The 26,848-nt window shown below is 72.0% G+C and carries 17 protein-coding genes, 1 tRNA gene and 2 pseudogenes; 18 read left to right on the forward strand and 2 right to left on the reverse strand.

Features of this window, described 5'->3' with window-relative positions:
• Window positions 1-207 precede the first annotated feature (207 nt).
• From ACWBNA_RS01435 to ACWBNA_RS01460, 6 genes and pseudogenes are all read left to right on the forward strand, one after another.
• Window positions 208-1,545, forward strand: a complete 1,338-nt coding sequence (locus ACWBNA_RS01435) for a TadA family conjugal transfer-associated ATPase (RefSeq protein WP_482701692.1) — start codon at window positions 208-210, stop codon at window positions 1,543-1,545.
• Window positions 1,538-2,593 (forward strand): type II secretion system F family protein, encoded by a 1,056-nt coding sequence (locus tag ACWBNA_RS01440; protein ID WP_482701425.1) that lies wholly within the window; start codon window positions 1,538-1,540, stop codon window positions 2,591-2,593. The genes ACWBNA_RS01435 and ACWBNA_RS01440 overlap by 8 nt, the downstream gene beginning before the upstream one ends.
• Window positions 2,594-2,917: 324 nt before the next feature.
• The gene (locus ACWBNA_RS01445) at window positions 2,918-3,706 is read left to right on the forward strand and encodes a type II secretion system F family protein (RefSeq protein ID WP_482701427.1); all 789 of its coding nucleotides are present in this window, start codon (window positions 2,918-2,920) and stop codon (window positions 3,704-3,706) included.
• Between the two features lie 122 nt (window positions 3,707-3,828).
• Window positions 3,829-4,038 carry a DUF4244 domain-containing protein gene (locus tag ACWBNA_RS01450; protein WP_482701429.1) on the forward strand — a complete coding sequence of 70 codons (210 nt, stop codon included), beginning with the start codon at window positions 3,829-3,831 and terminating at the stop codon, window positions 4,036-4,038.
• Window positions 4,025-4,390: a TadE family type IV pilus minor pilin gene (locus tag ACWBNA_RS01455; RefSeq protein ID WP_482701431.1), complete on the forward strand. Its 366-nt coding sequence runs from the start codon at window positions 4,025-4,027 to the stop codon at window positions 4,388-4,390. Before ACWBNA_RS01450 ends, ACWBNA_RS01455 begins: the two co-directional genes overlap by 14 nt.
• A gap of 98 nt (window positions 4,391-4,488) precedes the next feature.
• A pseudogene (locus tag ACWBNA_RS01460) lies at window positions 4,489-4,779 on the forward strand (Rv3654c family TadE-like protein); the annotation flags it as partial.
• Here ACWBNA_RS01460 and ACWBNA_RS01465 read toward each other — a convergent pair.
• Entirely contained in the window at window positions 4,748-7,345 is a 2,598-nt protein-coding gene (locus tag ACWBNA_RS01465; RefSeq protein ID WP_482701433.1) for a DEAD/DEAH box helicase, read from the reverse strand. The pseudogene ACWBNA_RS01460 and the gene ACWBNA_RS01465 sit on opposite strands and share 32 nt — an antisense overlap.
• Before the next feature lie 82 nt (window positions 7,346-7,427).
• Between ACWBNA_RS01465 and bldG the strand changes: the two genes are divergently transcribed.
• From bldG to ACWBNA_RS01525, 12 genes are all read left to right on the forward strand, one after another.
• Complete coding sequence (bldG, locus tag ACWBNA_RS01470; RefSeq protein ID WP_024885807.1) at window positions 7,428-7,769, forward strand: anti-sigma factor antagonist BldG; 342 nt, start codon at window positions 7,428-7,430, stop codon at window positions 7,767-7,769.
• A 117-nt stretch (window positions 7,770-7,886) separates the two neighbouring features.
• On the forward strand, window positions 7,887-8,324 hold the full coding sequence (locus ACWBNA_RS01475) for an ATP-binding protein (protein ID WP_482701436.1): 438 nt from the start codon (window positions 7,887-7,889) through the stop codon (window positions 8,322-8,324).
• Between the two features lie 268 nt (window positions 8,325-8,592).
• Window positions 8,593-10,998 carry a sodium-translocating pyrophosphatase gene (locus ACWBNA_RS01480; protein WP_482701438.1) on the forward strand — a complete coding sequence of 802 codons (2,406 nt, stop codon included), beginning with the start codon at window positions 8,593-8,595 and terminating at the stop codon, window positions 10,996-10,998.
• Window positions 10,999-11,194: 196 nt separating this feature from the next.
• Complete coding sequence (locus ACWBNA_RS01485) at window positions 11,195-11,785, forward strand: small secreted protein (protein WP_482701439.1); 591 nt, start codon at window positions 11,195-11,197, stop codon at window positions 11,783-11,785.
• A gap of 58 nt (window positions 11,786-11,843) precedes the next feature.
• A complete protein-coding gene (locus ACWBNA_RS01490) occupies window positions 11,844-13,376 on the forward strand; it encodes a DUF7059 domain-containing protein (RefSeq protein WP_482701441.1) in 1,533 nt (510 codons plus the stop codon).
• Between the two features lie 180 nt (window positions 13,377-13,556).
• Complete coding sequence (locus ACWBNA_RS01495; RefSeq protein ID WP_482701443.1) at window positions 13,557-16,148, forward strand: serine/threonine-protein kinase; 2,592 nt, start codon at window positions 13,557-13,559, stop codon at window positions 16,146-16,148.
• A 140-nt stretch (window positions 16,149-16,288) separates the two neighbouring features.
• Entirely contained in the window at window positions 16,289-16,486 is a 198-nt protein-coding gene (locus ACWBNA_RS01500) for a hypothetical protein (protein ID WP_482701445.1), read from the forward strand.
• A gap of 248 nt (window positions 16,487-16,734) precedes the next feature.
• A complete protein-coding gene (gene topA, locus ACWBNA_RS01505) occupies window positions 16,735-19,557 on the forward strand; it encodes a type I DNA topoisomerase (RefSeq protein ID WP_482701448.1) in 2,823 nt (940 codons plus the stop codon).
• A gap of 148 nt (window positions 19,558-19,705) precedes the next feature.
• Window positions 19,706-22,975, forward strand: coding sequence for a dTMP kinase (tmk, locus tag ACWBNA_RS01510; protein WP_482701449.1), 3,270 nt, complete (start codon window positions 19,706-19,708; stop codon window positions 22,973-22,975).
• A gap of 314 nt (window positions 22,976-23,289) precedes the next feature.
• Window positions 23,290-24,495, forward strand: a complete 1,206-nt coding sequence (locus tag ACWBNA_RS01515; protein WP_482701451.1) for a DNA polymerase III subunit delta' — start codon at window positions 23,290-23,292, stop codon at window positions 24,493-24,495.
• Window positions 24,496-24,650: 155 nt separating this feature from the next.
• Entirely contained in the window at window positions 24,651-26,282 is a 1,632-nt protein-coding gene (locus ACWBNA_RS01520) for an alpha/beta hydrolase (protein ID WP_482701453.1), read from the forward strand.
• 108 nt (window positions 26,283-26,390) lie between these two features.
• A tRNA-Thr gene (locus tag ACWBNA_RS01525) sits at window positions 26,391-26,464 on the forward strand.
• 120 nt (window positions 26,465-26,584) lie between these two features.
• On the opposite strand, the pseudogene ACWBNA_RS01530 reads toward ACWBNA_RS01525, so the two are convergent.
• Window positions 26,585-26,806 (reverse strand): annotated as a pseudogene (locus tag ACWBNA_RS01530) (PIG-L deacetylase family protein); the annotation flags it as partial.
• Between the last annotated feature and the right edge of the window lie 42 nt (window positions 26,807-26,848).

Genomic DNA, 26,848 nt, shown 5'->3' on the forward strand with positions numbered 1-26,848 from the left:
GCGTCTGGGCCGGGGTTGGCCGGTGAGGGTGTGTCCGGGCCGGGGCTGGCCGGTGGGGCGGTGTCCGTTCGGTGGGTGTCTGGTGGGGCTGCGTCCGAGGGGTTGTCGGGCGGCGGGGCTGTGGCCCGGCCGGGGGCGGCCGGTGGGATTGCGTCCGCGCGGTGGCCGGTTGGAGGCACGGCTTCGGCCGGGGCCCGCGAGGCGGATCTGTCGCCGGGGCTGCTCGACGGGGTGCGGCAGTGGCTGGTCGAGAGAGGGGCCGAACCGACACCCGCGCGCGTGACGCAGGCGCTGCGGGAACAGGGACGGGTGCTCGGAGACGCGGAAGTCCTCGGCGCCGCGGAACAGCTGCGGTCCGAGCTGGTCGGCAGCGGCCCGCTGGAACCGCTGCTCGCCGACCCGTCGGTGACCGACGTACTGGTGTCGGCCCCCGACCGGGTCTGGGTGGACCGTGGCGGTGGCCTGGAGCTGACCACCGTCTCCTTCCCGGACGCGGCTGCCGTACGACGGCTCGCGCAGCGCCTGGCCGCGGTGGCCGGACGCAGGCTCGACGACGCGCGGCCCTGGGCCGACGCCCGGCTGCCCGACGGGACCCGGCTGCACGCGGTGCTGCCCCCGGTCGCCGTCGGCTGCACCTGCCTGTCCCTGCGGGTCGTACGGCCGCGGGCGTTCACGCTCGACGAGCTCATGGCGGCGGGCACCGTGCCGCCGGGCGGGGACCGGCTACTGCGGGCGCTGGTCCGGGCACGGCTGTCCTTCCTCATCAGCGGTGGCACGGGCAGTGGCAAGACGACGTTGCTGAGCGCCCTGTTGGGGCTCGTCGGGCCGGACGAGCGGATCGTGCTGGCCGAGGACTCGGCGGAGCTCAGGCCGGACCATCCGCACGTCGTACGGCTGGAGAGCAGACCTGCCAACCAGGAGGGCGCGGGCCTCATCACGCTGGAGGACCTGGTCCGGCAGGCGCTGCGGATGCGGCCGGACCGGCTGGTCGTCGGGGAGGTGCGCGGGCCCGAGGTGGTCCATCTGCTGGCCGCGTTGAACACCGGACACGAGGGCGGCTGCGGGACCGTGCACGCCAACGCCGCGGCCGATGTGCCGGCCCGGCTCGAGGCGCTGGGTACGGCCGCCGGGCTCGATCGGGCCGCACTGCACAGCCAGTTGGCGGCCGCACTGTCGGTCGTACTGCACCTCGTACGCGACCGGACCGGGCGGCGCCGGATCGCCGAGGTGCACGTGCTGGAACGGGACCCGTCGGGGCTGGTGCGGACGGTGCCGGCGCTGCGGTGGGGCGCGGAGGGGTTCGCGTACGAGCGGGGGTGGGAGCGGTTGCGGGGGTTGATCCGGGATGAGTGCTGCTTGCGCGAGGCGGGGGAGGGGTGTGACTCGTCCGGGGCGAGAGAGGAGGGGTGCGACGAGTGCGTTGGGCGGTCTGGCGGGCGGAGGGAGGGTGCCCCGAGACACGGATCGGCGGGCGGGCTGAGGGGCGAGTCGGCGGGCGGGCCGAGGAGAGGACGCGGTGGTGAACGGGAGCGGTGGGATGGGTGAGATGAGCGCCATGTCGATGGCGGCGGCTGTGGCGTGTGTCGGGGCTGCTGTCTGCCTGCTCGGTGGGCGGCACCCCGGCGCGCGGCGGGCACAGGTGCTGCTCGCGGGTGGCGGAGTGGTGGGGGCGGGGCCGCCCACGTGGCGTCGGCTGGCCGGGGAGGCGCGGCGGATTCGGGGACGGCTGCGCGCCGAGTGGTGGGCGGTGGCCGTCGGGCTGGCGCTGGCGGTGCTGGGCTCTTCTGTGCTGCCGGTCGTCGCGGGGGCGGCCGGGGTGCCGTTGCTGCGGCGGGTGCGGCTGGCGGGAGAGGCGCGGCGCGCGCGAGAGCGTCGAGGCGATGCGGTGATCGCGATGTGCGGGGCGCTCGCCGGAGAGGTACGGGCCGGGCGGCAGCCGGGGGAGGCACTGCTGCGGGCCGTTCGCGAGGCCGGTGGGCTGGGTGACGTGCGGGCGGGGTTGGTGCAAGGGCTCGGCCGGCCGGGTGACGTGCCGGCAGGGGTGCGAGGCGTCGGGGGGCCTGGTCACGTGGGGTCGGGGATGCCGGGTTCCAAAGGACTCGGTCACGTGCGGGCGGGGGCGCCGGACCTCGGTGGGCTTGTGGGGCTCGACGGCCTCGGCGGGCTCGGTGAGGCTCAGGCGGCCGTGTTGGCGGCGGCGCGGTTCGGCGGTGATGTCCCGGCCGCGCTCGCTGGCGCCGCGCGACAGCCGGGTGCCGAAGGGCTGCTGGGGCTTGCGGCGTGCTGGCGGGTCGCCGTGGATCAGGGCGCGGGACTCGCGGCCGGACTCGACCGGCTCGAAGGAGCATTGCGCGCCGAGCGTGATCAACGGGCAGACCTGCGTGCGCAGTTGGCTGGCGCCCGGTCGACGGCGGTGATGCTCGCGGGCCTACCGGTCCTGGGTCTCGCTCTAGGTACGGCTCTTGGTGCCGACCCGCTGCACGTACTGCTGCACACCGGGGCGGGGCTGGGGTGCCTGTTGGCCGGTGCGCTGCTGGAAGGGCTCGGGATGTGGTGGGCGACGCGGATCGTGCGGGGCGCGGAGGCGGTGTGAGGGATACGGCGAGAGAGCGGGCGGCGGAACGGACCGGGCAGGTCGGGGCGGGAGGCGGCCGAGGGAGGGGTGGCGGAGCCGGCTGGGTGGGCCGACGGGCCGAGGGGCTAGCGGGGTGCCGGGCCAGCGAGGTGCCGGGCCAGCGGATTGCCGGGCCAGAGGATTGCCGGCTGGGCGGGCTGGTGGTTGGTCCGGTGGGCTTCGGTCGAGGGCGAACAGCGCTGGCGGTGGGTCCGGTTGGCCCGATTGGCCCGGTGGGCGTCGGAGGAGGGCGGGCGTGGTGGAAGCGGGAGTCGGCAGAGGTCTCAGGAGGGAGACGGCGGCGTGAGTGCGGAAGTTGTCCACAGGCTGGGGGTTGCCGTGGGGACGGTGCTCGTCCTCGGGTGGCTGGTGCGGTGGCTGGAGTCGGTGCGGCGGGAGCGGAGCGTGCGGCGGCGGTTGGCCGTGCTGTTGGCGACGGTCGGGGAGTCCTCCGAGAGGCCGCGCATCGACGCGCGGGACATGGCTCGGCGGTGGCTGCCGATGGTGGGTGTGGCGTGTGCCGGATGGGTTCTGGTCGGTGGGGTCACAGGAGGGGTGGTGGGGCTGGTCGCCGCGCTCGGGTTGTGGCGGTGGCGGCTTCGGCAGGCGGCGGCCGGTACCGAGGGGGAGTGCGACGCCCGAGAGGCGGCTCGACAACTCCCTCTCGCCGCTGACCTCTTGGCGGCCTGTATCGCGGCGGGCGCCGGTCCCGTGGTCGCGGCGCAGGCCGTCGGTGAAGCCCTCGGCGGTCCTGTGGGAGAAGGACTGGCGCGGGGCGCGGCGGAGGTACGGCTCGGCGGCGAACCGGGCGAGGCCTGGCGAAGGCTCGCCTCGACCCCGGGCGCCGGAACCCTGGCGCGCCTGCTGGAACGGGCCGGCGTCTCCGGGCTTCCCGCGGCCGGACCGGTGGCCAGGCTCGCCGCGGACGCCCGCGCCGACTGGGCGCGCGAGGCGACGGCACGGGCACGGCGGGCGGCCGTCATGGTCGCCGCTCCGGTGGGGCTGTGCTTCCTGCCCGCTTTCATCGCGGTGGGCGTGCTGCCCGTGGTGATCGGGCTGGCGGGCGGGGCGCTGGGAGGAGGTGGTGGATGAGGAGAGACGGGGGCGACGGCAGGTAGAGGGCGTGGGCCGCGAGTGGTCGACGCACGGCAAGTAGTCAGCTGGTCAACGGAACGGCAGCTGGGTCAACGGAACGGAACCTCACGGGGGTCGAGATGTACAAGGCGGTACGGGCGCGGCTGTGTGCCCTGGTGTGCAGGGCACGGGCGGCGCGGAGGGACGCGGGGATGGTCACCTCCGAGTACGCGATGGGCATCGTCGCGGCGGTGGCGTTCGCGGTGGTGCTCTACAAGGTGGTGACGAGCGGCCAGGTCAGTGCGGAGCTGCAGAGCATCGTGAAGCGGGCCCTCGATGCGCAGATGTGAGCGGGAGACGGACCGGGGGTTCGTCACGGCGGAGTCGGCCATGGTGCTGCCGGTACTGGTGATCTTCGCGATGGCGCTGGTGTGGGGGCTGCTCGTGGTGGCCGCGCAGATCCAGTGTGTGGACGCGGCACGGACCGGAGCCCGCGCGGCAGCCCGGCAGGACCCGGCCGAAGCGGTCGTCGCGATCACCCGGGAGACGGCGCCGCGCGGCGCGAAGGTCACCGTCAGCCGGGAGGGGGACCAGGTCCGTGTCGCGGTCGTGGCGAAGCCGCCGGCGCTGCACGGACTGTCCTTCGAGGTGCGGGAGGAGGCCGTGGCGTTGGCGGAGGAGACGGTGGTGGAGGGGAGATGAGCGGCCTTTCTCAAGGGCAGAGACAGGGACAGGGACAGGGGCCGGGTTGCAGCGCCTGGCGGTCCGATCGCGGCTCCGCCACCGTGTGGAGCGTCGGGATGATCGCGGTGCTGTGCGTGGTGTTCGGGGTCGTCCTCGCCATGGGGCAGGTCGTCGTGATCCGGCATCGCGCGGCAGGAGGTGCGGATCTCGCGGCGCTCGCGGCGGCGGACCGCTGGTCGGACGGCGGCTCGGGGGCCTGCGCCCGGGCCGACCGGGTGGCGCGGGCCCAGGGCACGCGGCTGGTGCGGTGCGTGATCGTGGGGGAGACCTCGGACGTGACGGCGGCGTCGGGACGGGGGCCGTTCGCGGCGGAGGTCAGGGCGCGGGCGGGGCCTGCGGGGCCGCCGGTCCCTGCGACCGTTCCAGTTCCCCAGGCACCTCTGGAGCAACACCCGCCGCAGCAGCCTCTCGAGCCTCCCCAGGTCCGTTCGGAGCAGCATCGACCGCAGCGGCTTCCCCCGCCTCCCCAGGTGCCCCCCGCAACAGCACCGTGAGCAACCGCACAGCGCCCCTCTTGTGCAGCGGGTCGTTGCCGTTGCCGCACTTGGGCGACTGGATGCAGGAGGGGCAGCCGGAGTCGCACTCGCAGGAGGCGATGGCCTGGCGGGTGGCGGTGAGCCACTCGCGGGCGGTGTGGAAGGCGCGCTCCGCGAAGCCCGCGCCGCCGGGATGGCCGTCGTAGACGAAGACAGTCGGGAGGAGCGTGTCGGGATGCAGGGGGACGGACACGCCGCCGATGTCCCAGCGGTCGCAGGTGGCGAAGAGGGGCAGCATGCCGATCGACGCGTGCTCGGCGGCGTGCAGGGCGCCGCCGAGGATCTCCGGGTTGATGCGGGCGGCGTCCAGTTGGTCCTCGGTGACCGTCCACCACACGGCACGCGTGCGCAGCGTACGAGGAGGGAGGTCGAGCTTCGTCTCGCCCAGGACCTCACCGGTGATGAGTCGTCGACGCAGGAAGGAGACCACTTGGTTGGTGACCTCGACGGAGCCGTAGCACAGGCGTCCCTCGCCCCACGGGATCTCTACGTCCGTCTCCAGGACGGAGATGGAGGTGATGTCGCGGGCGACCGTCGAGTACGAGGGGCTCGCCTGCTCGACCAGGGCGACGGAGTCCTCCAGGTCGAGTGAGCGCACCAGGTACGTACGGCCCTGGTGCAGGTGGACCGCGCCCTCGTGCACGGTCGAGTGGGCAGCGCCTTCGTCGACCGTGCCCAGGAGGCGGCCGGTGCCGGCCTCCACGACCTGGATCGGCGGGCCGCCTTCTCCGCGGATGTCGGTCAGGTCGGCGGCCCGCTCCCGGCGCGTCCAGTGCCAGGCCTTCGTACGGCGGCGCAGCAGCTTCGCGGCCTCCAGCTGCGGGAGCAGCTCCTTGCACGCCGGGCCGAACAGCTCCAGGTCGTCGTCCGTGAGCGGCAGTTCCGCGGCCGCCGCGCACAGGTGCGGGGCGAGCACGTACGGGTTGTCGGGGTCGAGGACGGTGGACTCGACGGGCTGGTCGAACAGGGCCTCGGGGTGGTGGACGAGGTAGGTGTCCAGCGGGTCGTCCCGGGCGACCAGAACCGCCAGCGCCCCCTGCCCGGCGCGACCGGCGCGGCCCGCCTGCTGCCACAGGGAGGCGCGCGTGCCCGGATAGCCGGCGATGAGGACGGCGTCGAGGCCGGAGACGTCGATGCCGAGTTCGAGCGCGGTCGTCGCGGCGAGGCCGAGGAGCTCGCCGGAGTGGAGGGCCTGTTCGAGGGCGCGGCGTTCCTCGGGGAGGTAGCCGCCGCGGTAGGCCGCGACACGCCGGGCCAAGCTGCGGTCGACCTCGGCGAGGCGTTCCTGGGCGATCACCGAGATGAGTTCGGCGCCGCGCCGGGAGCGGACGAAGGCCACCGTGCGTACGCCCTGGACGGCGAGGTCGGTCAGCAGCTCGGCGGTCTCGGCGGTGGCGGTACGGCGGACGGGCGCGCCCTTCTCGCCCTGCATCTCGGTGAGCGGGGGCTCCCAGAGGGCGAACACCAGTTCGCCGCGCGGGGAGGCGTCGTCGGCGACCTCGACCACCGGAAGGCCGGTGAGGCGGCCGGCGGCGACAGAGGGCTGCGCGGCGGTCGCTGAGGCCAGCAGGAAGACGGGCGAGGCGCCGTAGCGGGCGCACAGGCGGCGCAGGCGGCGCAGCACCTGGGCGACGTGGGAGCCGAAGACGCCGCGGTAGGTGTGGCACTCGTCGATGACGACGTACTTCAGCGACTTCAGGAAGGAGGACCAGCGAGGGTGTGACGGGAGTATGCCCCGGTGCAGCATGTCGGGGTTGGTCAGGACGTAGTTGGCGTACTGGCGGACCCATTCGCGTTCTTCCACCGGCGTGTCGCCGTCGTAGACCGCGGGACGCACGGAATGGCCCAACGGTTGTGAAAGTTCCTTCACGGAACGGCACTGATCCGCTGCGAGGGCCTTTGTGGGGGCCAGGTAGAGGGCGGTGGCCCCCCGGCCGTTCGCGGCCTCGGAGCCTCCCAGGAGGGCCGACAGGACCGGGACGAGGTATGCCAGGGACTTCCCGGAGGCCGTGCCGGTGGCGACGACCACGGATTCGCCGTCCAGGGCGTGCTCGGCCGCGCGAGCCTGGTGGGCCCAGGGGTGTTCGATGCCGCAGGCCTGCACCGCGGCGATGACCTCCGAACGGATCCGGTCCGGCCAGACGGCATGACGGCCCTCACGTGGGGGCAAGTGCTCCGTATGAGTGATGCGCGAAGCCCGGCTCGGCCCCGCGGCGAGCCGGTCCAGGACCGTGCTCGGCGAGAGCCGGGAGACGGGCTGCGCCGTGGGTCGATCGGATCGGTGATTCTTGGCCATCGGCACCGAGTGTGTCACTGGCGTGACGGACAATGGGACCAAGGCGTCGTGCACGCCTGCCGGTAAGTGATTGAATGCCATCGCGGCTGGCGAACCGTCCTGGGGGCTTCAAGCCGAGGTGTCCCAAGGGGCGACCGCTCGATAGCAAGGTGCTGGAGGATCCGTGGACCTGTCTCTGTCGACCGAGACCATCGGCGATCGCACGATCGTCAGGGTCGGTGGCGAAATCGACGTATATACCGCGCCCAAGCTGCGCGAGCAGCTGGTCGAGCTGGTGAATGACGGCAGTTTCCACCTTGTCGTCGACATGGAGGGCGTGGACTTCCTCGACTCCACCGGGCTCGGCGTACTGGTCGGCGGACTGAAGCGGGTGCGTGCCCATGAGGGCTCGCTGCGCCTGGTCTGCAACCAGGAGCGCATTTTGAAGATCTTCCGTATCACCGGCCTCACCAAGGTGTTCCCGATTCACACCTCGGTCGAGGAAGCGGTGGCGGCAACCGACTGACCACCGATCCGGGTGCGGGCCCAGGTCCGTACCCGGGACGGCAGAAGTTGACAAGGGGGTCCGGACGTCCGGCAGTCCGGTCCCCCCACAGCACGCCCGTAGTTCCGAGGGGGATGCATGGCCACCGTTGAGCTCCGCTTCAGCGCGCTGCCCGAGCACGTCCGGACCGCCCGGCTGGTGGCGGCAGCGGTGGCGCGCAGGGCCGGAGTGGACGAGGCCGTTCTCGACGAGGTCAGACTCGCTGTCGGCGAGGCCTGCACCCGTGCCGTCGGACTGCACCAGAACGGTGGCATCACGGCGCCCGTGAAGGTGGTGCTGATCGAGGAGGAGAAACAGTTCTCCATCGAGGTCGGCGACGAGGCGCCGCACCACGCTCCCGGCGACCGGGCATCCGGTGCCGGCGGCGAGGAACTGGACGCCGAGATCGAGGAGGACGAGATGGGCCTCGCGGTCATCAGCGGCCTCGTCGACGACGTGGAGGTCACCGCCGGGGAGCACGGCGGATCGATCCGTATGACCTGGCCGACCACACCATCGGTCGTGGTGCTTCCCTGACGCCACAGAAGTCACAGGCGTCACTGACGCACCCGTAACGCTTCACTTCCGAGGGCCCTGCCGAGCAGGGCCCTCGTTGGTTTTTCAAGAGCATTCCGAATTCGTGAAGTAATTCACGATCAATTTCCGATCATCCAATCGGGTGAAAATGCTTCCGAGGCGTTACCGGGGTTTGTCAGATTCCGTTTCCCACGTACTGTTTTGATCAGGAACAGATCTCTAGAATCCGTCCACATCTTGAGCTCAGCCCAAGCGTCAAGGAGGACGAATGGCGGGGCTTTCTTCCCCAGACCAGATTGATCACTCCACAGCCCTCGCGGCAGCGGTACTGACCGACGGAAACCGAGTTCTGGTGTCGGTCATCGGCGTCGTGGCCCTGGCCGCCCTCGTGGTGGCAGGTGTCCTGGTGCGCCAGGTACTCGCGGCGGGCGAGGGCACCGAGAGCATGAAGGAGATCGCGAAGGCGATCCAGGAGGGCGCGAACGCCTATCTGGCCCGGCAGCTGCGCACGCTCGGCGTATTCGCCGTCGTCGTGTTCTTCCTGCTCATGCTGCTGCCCGCGGACGACTGGAATCAGCGCGCGGGCCGATCGGCGTTCTTCTTGATCGGCGCGGCGTTCTCGGCGGCCACCGGCTATATCGGCATGTGGCTCGCCGTACGGAGCAATGTGCGTGTCGCCGCCGCCGCGCGCGAGGCGACCCCGGCGGAGGGTGAACCGGAAAAGGATCTCACCGCCGTATCGCACAAAGCCATGAAGATCGCTTTTCGCACGGGCGGCGTCGTCGGCATGTTCACGGTGGGGCTCGGTCTGCTGGGCGCCTCCTGCGTGGTGCTGGTGTACGCGGCCGACGCGCCGAAGGTTCTGGAGGGTTTCGGTCTCGGCGCCGCGCTCATCGCGATGTTCATGCGAGTCGGCGGCGGCATCTTCACCAAGGCCGCCGACGTCGGCGCCGACCTGGTCGGCAAGGTCGAGAAGGGTATTCCGGAGGACGATCCGCGCAATGCCGCGACCATCGCCGACAACGTGGGCGACAACGTCGGCGACTGCGCGGGCATGGCGGCCGACCTCTTCGAGTCGTACGCCGTGACCCTGGTGGCGGCGCTCATCCTCGGCAAGGCGGCCTTCGGCGACGCCGGACTCGCCTTCCCGCTGCTCGTCCCCGCGATCGGCGTGATCACCGCGATGATCGGCATCTTCGCCGTGGCCCCGCGCCGCTCCGACCGCAGCGGCATGTCCGCGATCAACCGCGGCTTCTTCATCTCCGCGGTGATCTCGCTCGTGCTGGTGGCGATCGCCGTCTTCGTCTATCTCCCGGGAAAGTACGCCGACCTCGACGGCGTCAGCGACACGGCGATCCTGGGCAAGGGCGGCGATCCGCGGGTCCTCGCCCTGGTCGCGGTGGCGATCGGCATCCTGCTGGCCGCCGTCATCCAGCAGCTGACCGGCTATTTCACCGAGACCAACCGCCGGCCGGTCAGGGACATCGGCAAGAGTTCGCTGACCGGGCCGGCCACCGTCGTCCTCGCCGGTATCTCGGTCGGGCTGGAATCGGCCGTCTACACCGCCCTGTTGATCGGCCTCGGCGTCTACGGGGCGTTCCTGCTGGGCGGTACGTCCATCATGCTGGCGCTGTTCGCGGTGGCGCTGGCCGGTACCGGCCTGCTCACCACGGTCGGTGTGATCGTCGCGATGGACACTTTCGGACCCGTCTCCGACAACGCGCAGGGCATCGCGGAGATGTCCGGCGACGTCGAGGGCGCGGGCGCGCAGGTGCTGACCAACCTGGACGCGGTCGGCAACACCACCAAGGCCATCACCAAGGGCATCGCCATCGCCACCGCGGTCCTGGCGGCGTCGGCGCTCTTCGGGTCGTACCGTGACGCGATCATCACGGGCGCGGAGGACGTCGGCGAGAAACTGTCCGGCGAGGGTGCGCCGATGACCCTGATGATGGACATCTCGCAGCCCAACAACCTCGTCGGTCTCATCGCGGGCGCGGCGGTGGTCTTCCTCTTCTCGGGGCTCGCGATCAACGCCGTGTCGCGATCGGCGGGTTCCGTGGTGTACGAGGTGCGGCGGCAGTTCCGCGAGCATCCCGGGATCATGGACTACAGCGAGAAACCGGAGTACGGCAAGGTCGTCGACATCTGCACCAGGGATGCCCTGCGCGAGCTCGCCACGCCCGGACTGCTCGCCGTCCTGGCGCCCGTTTTCATCGGGTTCACGCTCGGTGTCGGCGCCCTCGGCTCGTTCCTGGCGGGCGCGATCGGGGCGGGCACGCTGATGGCTGTGTTCCTCGCCAACTCCGGAGGCGCCTGGGACAACGCCAAGAAGCTCGTCGAGGACGGTCACCACGGCGGCAAGGGCAGTGAGGCCCACGCCGCGACGGTGATCGGCGACACGGTCGGCGACCCCTTCAAGGACACCGCCGGTCCGGCGATCAACCCTCTGCTGAAGGTGATGAACCTGGTGGCGCTGCTCATCGCGCCCGCGGTCATCAAGTTCAGTTACGGCGACGACGAGAACCTCGGCGTGCGGATCGCGATCGCGGTCCTCGCGTTCGTGGTGATCGCGGGTGCGGTCTACGTCTCCAAACGGCGCGGGATCGCCGTGGGTGACGAAGACAACGCCGAGGAGTCGCCCAAGTCGGCTGATCCGGCGGTCGTTTCGTAGCCGGTTCCACCGGGAGCCCAGCTCACAGGGGCGGGCGGGAGGCGCGCGAAGGCGTGTCGACCGCCCGCCCTGCTGTGTTCACGCCGTCATCGTGAGCCTTCTCTCGCATGGTGTAAAAGGCGGCGAAGTATCACAAGATGGTCATCCGTTATACAGGTGGTCCCCTTATGGCGTGTAAGTTCCGGGGCCGAGAGCCATGGAAGGGACCAATCCGGTGAACAAGAAGCTCGCGGCCGCACTGTCCGGCGGTGCGGTACTGGTACTGGCGCTGTCGGGATGCAGCAGTGACGACAGCAGCGAAAAGCTGAACTCCTGGGCCAAGGAGGTCTGCGACGCCGTAAAGCCGCAGGCCAAGAAGATCGAGGCCGCCAATGCCGCGATCCAGAAGGAGACCTCGGACAACAGCACCCCGGAAGAGGTCCAGAAGACCGACGCGCAGGCCTTCCAGGACATGTCGGACGCCTACAAGGCGATCGGGGCGGCGGTGACCAAGGCCGGGGCGCCCGACGTGGACAAGGGCGAGAAGAAGCAGCAGGACGCCGTCAAGGAGCTCGACGGCATCTCCACGTCGTACGCCTCCCTGAAGAAGCAGGTCGACGAGCTCGACACGAAGGACCAGGGGAAGTTCGCGGACGGCCTCAAGGACATCGCGACCGCCCTGGACAAGCTGAGCACGAGCGGGAACGACGCCCTGAAGACCCTCGAGGAGGGTGACGTCGGCAAGGCGATGGCCGAGCAGGAGAGCTGCAAGAGCGCCGCCGCCACGGCGCCGGCGACGAAGAGCTGAGGTTCGCGGCGGCTCACGGGTCGCGTTTCCGCGACGGTTCGCGGGTCACAATGGGGACGTGAGTACCTCCAGCCTGCCCGCCCTGCCCGCTTCCGACCGCCCCGATGTCGCCGCCCGGCTCCGGGACGCCCTGCTCGGGGCCTCCTTCACGGCCGACGGGCTGCTCGAGCTGCTCGGTGCGCCCGCGTACGCGGCGCTCGCCCGGAGTGAGATCGTGCCCGCGCTCCGGGCGACACGCTCCGACACGCCGCTGGAAATGCTCGTACGGCTGTTCCTGTTGCAGCAGCCCGTACCGCACGCGCGCGTGGAGGGCGTTCTCCCCGTGGACGCCTGCCTGGAGAGCGGGTGGCTGGTGCGCGTCGACGAGGACGAGGTGGCCGCGACCGTGGACGTACGGCCGTACGGCGGGCCCGGTGGCGAGGACTGGTTCATCGTGTCCGACCTGGGATGCGCGGTCGGCGGGGCGGGCGGCATCGGCGGCCGCGGCCGTCAGCCGGACACGGCCGTCGTCCTGGGTGTCGGGGGCGCCTCCACGACCCTGGCCGGCATCACCGTCCGCAGGCCCGTCTCCGCCGCCCTCGACCTCGGCACCGGCTCCGGGATCCAGGCGCTGCACGCCGCCCAGCACGCCACGCGCGTGACGGCCACCGACCTCAACCCGCGAGCGCTGCACATCACCGCGCTGACGCTGGCGCTCTCCGGCGCGCCCGCCGCCGACCTGCGCGAGGGCTCGCTCTTCGAGCCGGTCCGGGCCGACGAGACGTACGACCTGATCGTGTCGAACCCGCCCTTCGTGATCTCGCCGGGGGCGCGGCTGACGTACCGCGACGGCGGGATGGGCGGGGACGATCTGTGCCGCACGCTCGTTCAGCAGGCGGGGGAGCGGCTGAACGAGGGCGGGTTCGCGCAGTTCCTCGCCAACTGGCAGCACGTGGCAGGGGAGGACTGGCAGGACAGGATCAGGTCGTGGGTGCCGCGCGGGTGCGACGCGTGGATCGTGCAGCGCGAGGTGCAGGACGTCACGCAGTACGCCGAGCTGTGGCTCAGGGACGCCGGTGACCATCGCGATGACGTGGCCGAGTACCAGGCCCGGTACGACGCGTGGCTGGACGAGTTCGAGGCGCGCAAGGTCAGGGCCGTGGGCTTCGGCTGGATCACGCTGCGCAGGACGGACGCCGCGGAGCCCTCGGTGACCGTGGAGGAGTGGCCGCACCCGGTCGAACAACCGCTCGGTGACACGGTCCGGGCGCACTTCGAGCGCCTCGACTACCTGCGGGCGCACGACGACGCGGCACTGCTCGAACACCATTTCAAGCTCGCCGCCGAGATCGTGCAGGAGCAGGTCGGGCTGCCCGGCGCCGAGGACCCGGAGCACGTGGTGCTGCGCCAGAACCGCGGGATGCGGCGGGCCACCAAGGTGGACACGGTCGGAGCGGGCTTCGCGGGCGTCTGCGACGGCTCGCTGAGCGCGGGCCGCATCCTGGACGCGATCGCCCAACTGGTGGGCGAGGATCCGGTGTTGCTGCGCGACCGTACGCCCGCGCAGATCCGGCTGCTGGTGGAGCAGGGGTTCCTCGACCCGGCCGAGTGACGGCTCGGCGGCATCCTTTCGTGTCACGCGTGAGGCGGGCGCGCGGCCCTGAGTCGCATGTGTCCGATCTGGCGGGATTGCTCCGGAAAAGGGCTCCTGTCAGTGGTGCGTGCGAAGCTACCTTCTAGGGACGAACTTCGCGCGTTCTCGGGGGAGGCGCGCTGTCTCGGGGGAGGCGTGATGGCGGGGGAGACGCCGGATCAGGGCGAAGGCAGGATCATCAACGGGCGGTACCGGCTGCTGCGGACGCTCGGTGCGGGTGGCATGGGCCGCGTGTGGCTCGCCCATGACGAGGAGTTGGCCTGCGACGTCGCGATGAAGGAGATCGCGCTTGGGGACGCGATGGACGCGGCCGAGCCCGCGATGCGGGGGAGCATCGCGCGGGCCCGCAGCGAGGCCCGGCACGCGGCACGACTGCGCGGCCATCCGCACGTGGCCACGGTGCACGACGTGGTGGTGCACGAGGGGCTGCCGTGGATCGTCATGGAGTACGTACCGGACGCCGTCGATCTCCAGGCGCTCGTACGGCGTTCGGGGCCGCCCGCGCCCGCGCAGGTGGCCCGCGTCGGACTGGCCGTCCTCGACGCGCTCACCGCGGGGCATCGCATCGGCATCCTCCACCGGGATGTGAAGCCGGCCAACATCCTGCTGGCCCCCGACGCTTCGGGCGATCCGTACGCGCGCGTGCTGCTCACCGACTACGGCATCGCCCTCCAGCCCGAGTCCCGCGAACCACGGCTCACCGCCACGGCCGGCATCCTCGGGACGCCCGGCTACCTGGCCCCCGAGCGGGTCCGTGGTGAGCCGCCTACCCCGGCCGCCGACATGTTCTCCCTGGGTGCCACGCTGTACGCCGCCGTGGAGGGCCGCGGCCCCTTCGACCGCCACGGCGACTACGCGACCCTCACGGCCCTGCTCGGAGAGGACCCGACCCCACCGGTGCGGGCGGGCGAACTGACCCCGGTGCTCCTGGGGTTGCTGGCCAAGGACCCTGTGCGCAGGTTCGCGCCGGAGGCGGCCGCACGAGGGCTGGAGCGGGTGGTGCGAGGGGGCGCGGGACCGCTGTTGCCGCCTGGCTGGGGTGCGGCACCGGCCGCGGGGGCGGAACAGGCGGGATTCGCCTCGCCACCGGAAGGCTTCGGGCCGCCGCCCGAGGGATTCGGCGCGGAACCCGCGGGGGCGGGGCGGTCGCCCGAGGGTTACGGGGCAGCCCTGGGGAGTCACGACGCGACGCCGCGGGGGCATGGCGGCGCGTCGGGCCAGGAAGCCTCGCCGGGAGGTGCGGCTGCTGACGGCCCGCCACCCGGCTACGTCACGAGCACCCCACCCGGGTACGTCGCGGGCGCGCCCGGCGGCTGGGAGGGGGCTCGGCCGACGCCGGGCACGCCGCCGGACACCCCCCACACCCAGGCCGGCGGCCAGGGCGCGGAGGGGCCGGCCACGCCGGGATCCAGCGGAGCGGCAGGTGGAAGTGGAGGTCAGGGCGCAGGTGGCGCCGCGACACCCGGCGGGAGGCCCGGCCCCTCGCCGTACGACCCGTGGCGGCAGCCCGCCGCCCAGGCAGCGGACGCCGGCAACCCCTATGCGCAGGCCTCCGGTTCGCCGTACGAGAGCGGGAGCGGCCCGTCCCCCTACGCGAGCGGTGGTGCCCGGTCGCCGTACGCCGGTGAGCAGTCGCCGCCCGGAAGCGGTGGCGCTCAGCCGCCGTACACCAGCGGCAGTTCGCAGCCGGGCTACGGAGGCGGCGCTCGATCGGCCTACCCCGGTGGCGCCCCCTCGCAGCCCGGATACGGCGGCTACGGCGGCCCGGGTGTGCCGACCGCTCCCGGTGGACAGCCCCCGCCCGCGCCGTCCCCCGGGAAGAAGCGGCTCGCCCTGGTCGCCCTTGTCGTGGCCGCCGTTCTCGTCATCGCCGGGGGTGCCTGGGGGATCGTCTCGTTGACGGGGGACGACGGGGACAAGAAGGAGGCGGCGACGAAGGGGTCGGCCTCGCCGAGCGTGAGCGTGCGCGAGAGCGGGCCGCAGGGGTCGGCGTCGCCGGCGGGGCCCGTGCTGCCGTACGGCGATGTGGTCGGCCTCGGGGAGGCTCTGGAGCCGGGGGACTGTGTGCAGGCGGTGTGGTCGGGGGCGCCGTTCACATCGGAGCCGAACCTGGGGCTGGTGGACTGCGCCGAGGACTGGCCGGACGGGCAGGTCGTGGCGATCGACACCGCCACGGACCACGCCGACGCCCGCGCGCAGGGCGCGAAACGCTGCGAGAACCAGACCCGGACGCTCGTCGACGCACTACCGGACGCGGCCGGCTACGCCGTCGTACCGACGGCGGAGGGCTTCACCGCGGCGGGTGGCGGTACGGCATGTCTCGTACTCGGCCGCCATGCCGCGATAGGCGGTGAGGTCGGCCGTTTCCGCGACGCGGGGACGGACCTGTGGGTCGGGCAGATGAGCGTCGGCGACTGCTGGGTCTACGAGGAACAGGAGGACAGCTACAACGCCCCGCTCACCGACTGCGCCAAACCGCACACCGACCAGGTCATAGGCACGGTCCAGGCCCCTGCCGGAATGGCCTACAAGAAGGGCACCGACAACGCGTCCAAGCTGTGCGGCAACAAATTCGAGTCGACCTGGGCACCGGGGCCGGAGCGGACCGTGTACGGCTGGGTCGCCGACCAGGACGACTGGGACGAGGGCTTCAACAAGGTCGTGTGCACGGTGAGCCGGGCGGACGACAAGAAGACGACCGGAAAGATACCCGCGCCCGGCGCCGTCTGAGGCCGGCCGGGAGGCGCGGGCCCGGGAGTCCGCAGCCGCGCCGGTCCGCCGTTCACCCGGGGTTCGCCTGTCCGCCGTCCCCGCGTGCCAGTCTCCACGGCCTGAGCACGCAGGGGCCGGAGAAAAGGGGCGAGGCAGCCATGGAAAGCGGACCGGCGATCTTCGTGGGATTGGTGTTCGCCGTGTTCGGAGGCGGACTGCTGGTGTGGACCGCGGCCCGGGTCCGGCACCGGGAACCGGTCGCCCACGGTGTGAGCCCTGTCGCATCGGCTACCGTCGCCAGTCTCGTCGCACTGATCGCGCTGGCCCTCGGCACCTGGTGCCTTACGCGGGCGTGAGAACCGCGCGAGAGCTGCGGTTCAGGTAACTGGGAGATCGCGCTCCGGATGGGCTCGAAAAGGCCGGTGGGTACTCCGGGCGGCAGGAATGGCGGTAGTCGGGTTACCGTTCGAGTGGCCGTTGCGAGCTTTTCCCGTTTGACACGGGGGCGGGATGTACCGTCACACTCCGCAGCGTCAGCATGACCCGACCCCGGGAACCAAGGCCGGGGGAGAGACCCCAGCGCCGACCGGAGAGAAGAGCGAAGTTGTCCCCGACCAGCGAGACCGCACAGGGCGGCCGCCGACTCGTCATCGTCGAGTCGCCTGCCAAGGCGAAGACGATCAAGGGCTATCTCGGCCCCGGATACGTCGTCGAGGCGAGCGTCGGGCACATCCGCGACCTCCCCAACGGCGCCGCGGAGGTGCCGGAGCAGTACACCGGCGAGGTCCGTCGGCTCGGAGTGGATGTCGACAACGACTTCCAGCCGATCTATGTGGTCAACGCCGACAAGAAGGCCCAGGTCAGGAAGCTCAAGGACCTGCTGAAGGACTCCGACGAGCTTTTCCTCGCCACCGATGAGGACCGCGAGGGCGAGGCGATCGCCTGGCACCTCCAGGAGGTGCTGAAGCCCAAGGTCCCGGTCAAGCGGATGGTCTTCCACGAGATCACCAAGGCCGCGATCCAGGCCGCCGTCGCCAACCCGCGCGAGCTGAACCAGAAGCTGGTCGACGCCCAGGAGACCCGCCGCATCCTCGACCGCCTCTACGGCTACGAGGTCTCGCCGGTCCTGTGGAAGAAGGTCATGCCGCGGCTGTCGGCCGGCCGTGTCCAGTCCGTCGCCACCCGGCTCGTGGTGGAGCGGGAACGCGAGCGCATCGCGTTTCGTTCTGCCGAGTACTGGGACCTGACGGGCACCTTCGGTACCGGCCGCGCCGGGGACTCGTCGGACCCCTCGTCGCTGGTCGCCCGCCTCCAGTCCGTCGACGGCAGGCGGGTCGCGCAGGGCCGCGACTTCGACTCGCTGGGACAGATCAAGAGCGCGAACACCCTCCACCTCGACGAGGCCAACGCCCGCGCGCTGGCCGTCGCCCTGGAGAACACGCAGTTCTCGGTGCGGTCCGTCGAGTCGAAGCCGTACCGCCGCTCGCCGTACGCCCCGTTCCGTACGACCACGCTCCAGCAGGAGGCCTCGCGCAAGCTCGGCTTCGGTGCGAAGGCGACCATGCAGGTGGCCCAGAAGCTGTACGAGAACGGCTTCATCACCTACATGCGTACGGACTCCACGACCCTCTCGGAAACGGCGATCACCGCCGCCCGTGCCCAGGTCACGCAGCTGTACGGCGCCGACTACCTGCCGGCGCAGCCGCGGACGTACGCCGGGAAGGTCAAGAACGCGCAGGAGGCGCACGAGGCGATCCGCCCCTCGGGTGATCGTTTTCGCACGCCTGCCGAGACCGGACTCACCGGCGACCAGTTCAAGCTCTACGAGCTGATCTGGAAGCGGACCGTCGCCTCCCAGATGAAGGACGCGACCGGCAACTCCGTCACGGTGAAGATCGGTGGCGCCGCCGCCGACGGCCGCGACGTCGAGTTCAGCGCGTCCGGCAAGACGATCACCTTCCACGGCTTCCTGAAGGCGTACGTCGAGGGTGCCGACGACCCGAACGCCGAGCTGGACGACCGCGAGCGCCGGCTGCCCCAGGTCAGCGAGGGCGACGCGCTCCGGGCCGAGGAGATCACGGTCGACGGGCACGCCACCAAGCCCCCGGCCCGCTACACCGAGGCCAGCCTGGTCAAGGAACTCGAAGAGCGCGAGATCGGCCGCCCCTCGACGTACGCGTCGATCATCGGCACGATCCTCGACCGCGGCTATGTGTTCAAGAAGGGCACGGCCCTGGTGCCGTCCTTCCTGTCCTTCGCCGTGGTCAACCTCCTGGAGAAGCACTTCGGGCGGCTCGTGGACTACGACTTCACCGCCAGGATGGAAGACGACCTCGACCGCATCGCCCGCGGTGAGGCGCAGGCCGTGCCGTGGCTCAGGCGCTTCTACTTCGGCGAGGGCAGCGGCGGGGGCGGTGCCGCGGACGCCGGCAACGGCGACGGGGACCACCTCGGCGGCCTCAAGGAGCTGGTGACCGACCTGGGCGCGATCGACGCGCGCGAGGTGTCGTCGTTCCCGGTGGGCAACGACATCGTGCTGCGGGTCGGGCGCTACGGCCCGTACGTCGAGCGCGGCGAGAAGGACTCCGAGAACCACCAGCGGGCCGACGTGCCCGAGGATCTGGCCCCGGACGAGCTGTCCGTCGAGCTCGCGGAGGAGCTGCTGGCCAAGCCGAGCGGCGACTTCGAGCTCGGTGCCGACCCGGCGACGGGCCACCAGATCATCGCCAGGGACGGCCGCTACGGCCCGTACGTCACCGAGGTGCTCCCCGAGGGCACCCCGAAGACCGGCAAGAACGCCGTCAAGCCGCGTACGGCCTCGCTGTTCAAGTCGATGTCCCTCGACACGGTGACGCTTCAGGACGCCCTCAAGCTGATGTCGCTGCCGCGCGTCGTCGGCAAGGACGCCGAAGGCGTGGAGATCACCGCGCAGAACGGCCGCTACGGCCCGTACCTGAAGAAGGGCACGGACTCGCGCTCGCTGCAGACCGAGGACCAGCTCTTCACGATCACCCTCGAAGAGGCGCTGGAGATCTACTCCCAGCCCAAGCAGCGTGGCCGGGCCGCCGCCAAGCCGCCGCTGAAGGAACTGGGCGCCGACCCGGTCAGCGGGCAGCCGGTGGTCGTCAAGGACGGTCGCTTCGGGCCGTACGTCACCGACGGGGAGACCAACGCGACCCTGCGCTCCGGTGACAGCGTCGAGGAGATCACCCCGGAGCGCGGCTTCGAACTGCTCGCCGAGAAGCGGGCGAAGGCGCCCGCCAAGAAGACGGCGAAGAAGGCGCCCGCCAAGAAGGCTCCGGCGAAGAAGGCGACGGCCGCGAAGAAGACCGCCGCCAAGAAGACGACCACGGCCGCGAAGAAGACGACCGCCAAGAAGACCACCGCGAAGAAGGCGACGGCTTCGAAGACGGCGTCCGAGGACTGAGCCGGGCCGGCTCAATCGGCTCGCTTTCCCCGCCGTTTCCCCACGACGGCTTCGCAAAACGAACGCCCCGGCATCACTTTGGTGTCGGGGCGGGCGTACGTTCGGACGCGCGCCCCGGGCTGTCGGTGGGTCCCGATAGGCTGAATGCATGACCCCAGCGGAGCAGCCAACGGCCCCTCACCCGGCCCCCGACGACGCCCTGGTCGCGGACTCCCGCGAGCGCGCCGTCCGCGCCCTGCTGCGCCGACCGCAGCTGAAACGGCTGTGGAGCGCACAACTCGTGGGCGGTGTCGGTGACACCCTCGCGCTTTTGGTGCTGGTCGTCCTCGCCCTCCAGGCGGCCATCGCCGAGGGCTCCTTCGGCGGCGGCTACCGGGGCGTGGCGTTCGCAGTGGCGACCGTTTTCGGGGTGCGCGTTCTCGCGACCCTGCTCTTCGGAGCCGTTCTCCTCGGCCCGCTGACCTCGCTCACCTCTCAGGACGGCCCGCTCGACCGCCGCTGGACCATGGTCGGCGCGGACGGGCTGCGGGCCGCGGTGCTCATCGTGGCGCCCCTGTGGATCGACTGGACGCCCGACGACGCGCTGGCCATCCTCCTCGTCACCGCCTTCGTGACCGGCGTCGCCGAGCGCTTCTGGACGGTGTGCCGGGAGAGCGCGGCGCCCGCGCTGCTGCCCGCCCCGCCCCCGGAGGGCGCGACGGTACGACCGCTGCCGGACCACATGGACGCCCTGCGTCGTCTGTCGCTGCGGACGACCTTCGTGGCCATCCCGCTCGCGGCCGCCGTACTCGTCGTCGCGAGTCTGCTCAACAACCTGCTCGGCTCGGGCATCGCCTGGTTCGCCCAGCACCAGGCGGCCCTCGCCTCGTACGTCGCGGCCGGACTGTTCGCCGCGTCCCTGTCCCTGCTGACCTTCCTGGAACTGCCCGACACCCGCACCCCACGCGCGCGTTCGCCGCTGGAAGGGCTGCGCCGGCCCAAGACGGGCACCGGCGTCGACAAGGGCCGCACCGGGGCGATCCCTCTGCTGGTGCTCGCCTGCGCGGCGATCGCCGGGGCGGTGGCCTCCGCGGTCGCCGTCTCCGTGCTGCACGCCAAGGACCTGGGCGGCGGCCCGGTGATGTACGGACTGCTGGTCGGCGCGCTGACCGGCGGCGTGGTCGTCGGCATCCGTACGGCGCCTTCGCTGCTGCCGACGCTGTCGCGGCGCCGCCTGCTGGCGCTCGGGCTCGCCTTCACCGGCGTCGCCCTGCTGGCCGCCGGGCTCGTCCCGGACGTCACCAGCGTGGTGCTGATCCTGGTGCTGGCCGGCGCGGGCGCGGGCGTGGCCGCCAACACCGGGCACACGCTGCTCGACCTGGAGGCGGAGGAGTACCGGCGGGCGCGTATGACCGAGCACCTGCACGCGGTCGTGCGGGTGTCCGTGGCCCTGGGCGCGCTGGTGGCGCCCCTGGTGGCGGCGGCGATCGGCCCGCACCGCCTGGAGAACGGCAAGTTCGTGTTCGCGCACGGCGGCGCGGCCTTCACGCTGATGCTGATCGGCGCGCTGCTGCTGCCGGTGGCCGCGCTGGTGCTGGCCAAGATCGACGACCGCTCCGGTGTACCGCTGAGGCACGACCTGCGGGACGCGCTGCTCGGTGGCGACGACCCCGTGACGGCACCCGCCGGCACCGGTTTCTTCATCGCGCTGGAGGGCGGCGACGGGGCCGGGAAGTCCACGCAGGCCGAAGCGCTCGCGGAGTGGATCAGGGCCAAGGGCCACGAGGTCGTGGTGACGCGCGAGCCGGGGGCCACTCCGGTGGGCAAGCGGCTGCGGTCGATCCTCCTGGACGTGTCCAGCGCCGGACTGTCGCACCGGGCGGAGGCGCTGCTGTACGCGGCGGACCGCGCGGAGCACGTCGACACGGTGGTGCGACCCGCGCTGGAGCGCGGCGCGGTGGTCGTCTCCGACCGGTACATCGACTCCTCGGTGGCCTACCAGGGGGCCGGTCGTGACCTGTCCCCGACCGAGATCGCCCGTATCAACCGCTGGGCGACGGACGGGCTCGTGCCTCACCTGACGGTGCTGCTGGACGTCTCGCCGGAGATCGCACGCGAGCGGTTCACCGAGGCGCCGGACCGGCTGGAGTCGGAGCCGGCCGAGTTCCACGCGCGCGTGCGGTCCGGTTTCCTGACGCTGGCCGCGGCCGACCCGGGGCGCTACCTGGTCGTGGACGCGGGCCAGGAGCCCGAGGCCGTCACGACCGTCGTACGACACCGGCTCGACCAGATGCTGCCGCTGTCCGAGGCCGAGATCCAGGCCCAGGAAGAGGCCCGCCGGAAGGCCGAGGAAGAGGCCCGGCGCAAGGCGGAGGAAGAGGCCGCCCGCAAGGCCGAGGAGGAGCGTCTGGAGCGCGAGCGCCAGGAGCAGCTCGAACGGCTGCGCGCCGAGGAGGAGGAACGCAAGCGGCGCGAGCTGGAGGAGGCGCAGCGGCGCGAGGCCGAACGGCAGGCGGAGGAGGCCCGGGTACGGGCCGAGGAAGCGCACCGACGTGCCGAGGAGGAGCGGGCACGCCTGCTCGCCGAGGAGAAGGTGCGGGCCGAGGCAGAGGCCCGCCGGAAGGCCGACGAGGACCGGCGGCGCAGGCAGGCCGAGGAGGAGGCCCGACTGCGTGCCGAGGCCGAGGCACGGCGCCTGGAGAAGCAGCGGAAGGCCGAGGAGGCGTTGCTGCGGGCCGAGGAGGCCCGTCGGCTGGCCGAGCAGGCGGCGGCCGCGGCGGAGGCGGGACCCAAGTCGACGGGGACTCGGCCGACGGCCCCCGGACCCGCGCCGGACGCGGCGACCGTGGCGACGCCCATGGTGACGCCGACGAACGCGTCGGGTGGGCCCGTGGACGAGACGGCCGTACTGCCGGCGGTGGCGCCGAGGGCCGCGGACGACGAGACCACGGTGCTGCGTCCCGTACGGGACGAGCGGGCCGAGGGGCGGCCTTCCGGGGAGGCCTCCAACGGGCCCGATGCCGAGGTGACCGCCGAGCTGCCGCAGCCGCCGGTTCCGCCGGGGGCGGCGGACGAGACGGCCGTACTGCCGCCGGTGCCGCCGGCCGGTGCGGCGGATGAGACGGCCGTACTGCCTCCCGTGCGGGACGAGGGGCCCGGGGATCGGGTGCCGCCGGGATACTTCCGGGAGGATCGGGCCGGGGCTGGGCCTGGGGCTGGGGCCGGCTCTGGGGCGCAGCCGGACGGGACCGAGGACCGGACGCGTGAGATGCCGCAGGTCGACGAGTCGGGCGTGCCGCGGCGCCGGGCGCGGTCGGACTGGGCCGAGGAGACGCCGCTGGACGATCTGCCGACGTTGGCGGACGAGCTGCTGGGGCCGCGCGGGGACGAAGGGATCGACGACGGGCGGAGGAGGCGCGGGCGCGGTCGGCGAGACTGAGCTCGATGGCCGATGGCCGATGGCCGATGGCCGATGGCTGGTGGCTGATGGCTGATGGCGGTGGCTGGTGGTCCGCTTGGCTGGCTGGCTGGCTGGCTGGCTGGCTGGCTGGCTGTCTGTCCGGTCGGGCGGCCGGCCGGTCGGGGGCGTGTCGGCGGGTGGAACTGCCCGCCCCGCCCGCCCGCCTGCCCGCCCGCCCGCGCTCGCGAGGTGAGTGCGTGGCCGTGGTGCGCGGGCCGCTTCGCCCCCGTTGTCAGTGCCGGCCCGCACAATGGGATCCGTAACGCGAAACGTGACGAGGGGCGGGGTGAGGGATGAGCGTCTGGGACGACCTGGTCGGACAGGAGAGGGTGAGCGAGCAGCTCGGTGCCGCTGCTCGGGATGCCGATGCCCTGGTCACCGCTGCCGCCGCCGACGTCCCGCCGCCCGAGGCGTCGAAGATGACGCACGCCTGGCTGTTCACGGGACCGCCCGGCGCGGGGCGGAACCAGGCGGCGCGGGCCTTCGCCGCCGCCCTGCAGTGCGTCAGCCCGGACCGGGCGCTCGGCGGCGTCCCCGGTTGCGGCTTCTGCGACGGCTGCCACACGGCCTTGATCGGCACCCACGCCGACGTCTCGACCATTGCCGCCGTCGGAGCGCAGATCCTCGTCGACGACATGCGGGACACCGTCCGTAAGTCGTTCACCTCGCCGGCGAACGGCCGTTGGCAGGTCATCCTCGTGGAAGACGCCGAGCGGTTGAACGAGAAGTCGGCCAACGCCGTCCTCAAGGCGGTGGAGGAGCCGGCTCCCCGCACGGTCTGGCTGCTGTGCGCCCCTTCCATCGAGGACGTCCTGCCCACCATCCGCTCCCGCTGCCGGCACCTGAACCTGTCGACGCCGTCGGTCGACGCCGTCGCCGACATGCTGGTACGCCGGGAAGGCGTCGAACCGGCCGCCGCGATGGCCGCCGCGCGCGCCACGCAGGGCCATGTCGACCAGGCCCGCCGCCTCGCCACCGACCCGGCGGCCCGCGCGCGCAGAGCCGCGGTGCTGAAGCTGCCGCTGCGGGTCGAGGACGTCGGCGGCTGCCTCAAGGCCGCCCAGGAACTCGTCGACGCGGCCTCGGACGACGCCAAGCAGCTCGCCGAGGAAATGGACGGCAAGGAGACCGAGGAGCTCAGGAACGCGATGGGAGGCGGCCAGGGCAGCCGGATGCCCCGTGGCACCGCGGGCGTGATGAAGGACCTGGAGGACAGGCAGAAGCGACGCCGGACGCGTACGCAGCGCGACAGCCTCGATCTCGCCCTGACCGACCTCACCGGCTTCTACCGCGACGTCCTCGCCCTGCAACTCGGCTCCCGTGTGGCGATCTCCAACGCCGACGCGGAGGACGCCCTGGAGCGGCTCGCCCGCGCCGGCTCCCCGGAGTCCACGCTCCGCCGCATCGAGGCGATCGCCGCGTGCCGCGACGCCCTCGACCGCAACGTGGCGCCGCTGCTCGCGGTGGAGGCGATGACGATGGCGCTGAGAGCGGGCTGAGGTGACGGGAGAGGGCCGTGCGTCCCGGTCCCTGCCCGACAGTCTTTCACCCGCCCACGCCTGACAGATTCCGCGGGAAGTTGACCATGTCACTCGTACGAGCCATGACATACACGGAGGGCATTCGGTCCGCTGCGCACAGTTACGCTCGGTTGATGCACATCAGGCGCAGCTTCCGTCCCCTCAACCCGGCAGACCAGACCGATCCGCCCGGCCGGCACTCCCCGGCGCGCAGAGCCCGCAGCGGTGGTGTTCTCCTCGCCACGGCCGCGCTGTTCGTCTCCGCCTGCTCCCCTGGCGGTGCGACGGGTTCCGGCAGCGCGGCGGCGCAGGCGGCGCTCGCCGCGCTCCCGCAGGCCACGCCGGCCGCCCTCGCGCCGTACTACGGACAGAAGGTGAGCTGGAGTGCCTGCGGAGTCCCCGGTTTCGAGTGCGCCACGCTGAAGGCGCCGCTCGACTACGCGAAGCCGGACGGCGGTGATGTCCGGCTCGCCGTCTCCCGCAAGAAGGCCACGGGTCCGGGCAAGCGATTCGGGTCGCTGCTGGTCAACCCCGGCGGGCCGGGCGGCTCGGCGATCGGGTACCTGCAGGCGTATGCCGGGATCGGCTACCCGGCAGAGGTCCGCGCCCGTTACGACATGGTGGCGGTCGACCCGCGCGGCGTCGCCCGCAGTGAGCCCGTCGAGTGCCTCGGCGGGCGCGACATGGACGCGTACACGCAGACGGACACCACGCCCGACGACGAACGGGAGACGACCGAACTCGTCGACGCGTACAAGGAGTTCGCGGAGGGCTGCGGCGCCCACTCGCCTCGGCTGCTGCGCCATGTGTCCACGGTCGAGGCGGCCCGGGACATGGACATCGTGCGGGCGGCGCTCGGCGACCCGAAGCTGAACTATGTGGGGGCGTCGTACGGGACGTTCCTCGGGGCGACGTACGCCGGCCTCTTCCCGGAGCGGTCGGGCCGCCTCGTCCTGGACGGCGCGATGGACCCGTCGTTGCCCGCGCGGCGGATGAACCTCGACCAGACGGCGGGCTTCGAGACGGCGTTCCAGTCCTTCGCGAAGGACTGTGTGCAGCAGTCGGACTGCCCGCTGGGCGGCAAGGGCACGACGCCCGGTCAGGTCGGCCGGAACCTGAAGGTCTTCTTCGAGAAGCTGGACGCCCGCCCGATCCCCACCGGCGACGCGGACGGCCGTAGGCTCGGCGAATCCCTCGCCACCACCGGCGTGATCGCGGCGATGTACGACGAGGGTGCCTGGGCGCAGTTGCGCGAGGCCCTCACCTCGGCGATGAAGGAGAACGACGGCGCGGGCCTGCTGGCGCTCTCGGACAGCTACTACGAGCGGGACGCCGACGGCCGCTACGAGAACCTGATGTTCGCCAACGCCGCCGTGAACTGCCTCGACCTCCCGGCCGCCTTCGACACCCCGGACGAGGTGCGCAAAGACCTCCCCGCCTTCGAGAAGGCGTCGCCGGTCTTCGGCGAGGGCCTGGCCTGGGCCTCCCTGAACTGCGCGTACTGGCCGGTCGGTGCGACGGGCGAGCCGCACCGCATCGAGGCGAAGGGCGCGGCGCCGATCGTCGTGGTCGGCACCACCCGCGACCCGGCCACGCCCTACCGCTGGGCCCGGGGCCTGTCCGCCCAGCTCTCCTCCGCCCGCCTCCTCACCTACGAGGGCGACGGCCACACCGCCTACGGCCGTGGCAGCACCTGCATCGACTCCACGATCAACAGGTACCTGCTCGGCGGGACCCCTCCGACGGACGGGAAACGCTGCTCGTAACCCCTGCGACCAGCCCCGAGGGCCCCGGCCCCGGGGCCGGTACGGAGCACCCTCGGAAACTGTGTAGACTTTCCTCCGTTGCTGATCGCACCATGGTGCGGACGGCGTGCCGCCTTAGCTCAGATGGCCAGAGCAACGCACTCGTAATGCGTAGGTCTCGGGTTCGAATCCCGAAGGCGGCTCTGTGGAAGCCCCAGAACTCACTCGCCGTGATCTGGGGCTTTTGCTTTTGGTGGATGCGGCGGCGACGCCGGCCACGGGCCGCGCGGGTGTCGGCGGTCTCGCCTCTGGTCTCAGTGGGGCCCGGAATCGGTTGGCACCCCCGGACCGTCACCGCAGCTACCGTCGGTGCACATGACGAGCACCGTGCGGATGCCCTCCGCCGCATAACGTCCCAGGACGCCCCCTGTTCCCGTGGCCTCGTCGTCCGGGTGTGCGTGCACTGCCAACAGCGTCAAAGGCCGGCCCCAGGATCCGACGGCTGGGTCACCCGCTGCTGTCCTTTTTGAATCAGCCTTGAACAATGCTGCGGGCGGGCATTTCGTGCGAATGTGGTACATGAATTC

The organism is Streptomyces sp. Q2 (assembly GCF_056820935.1).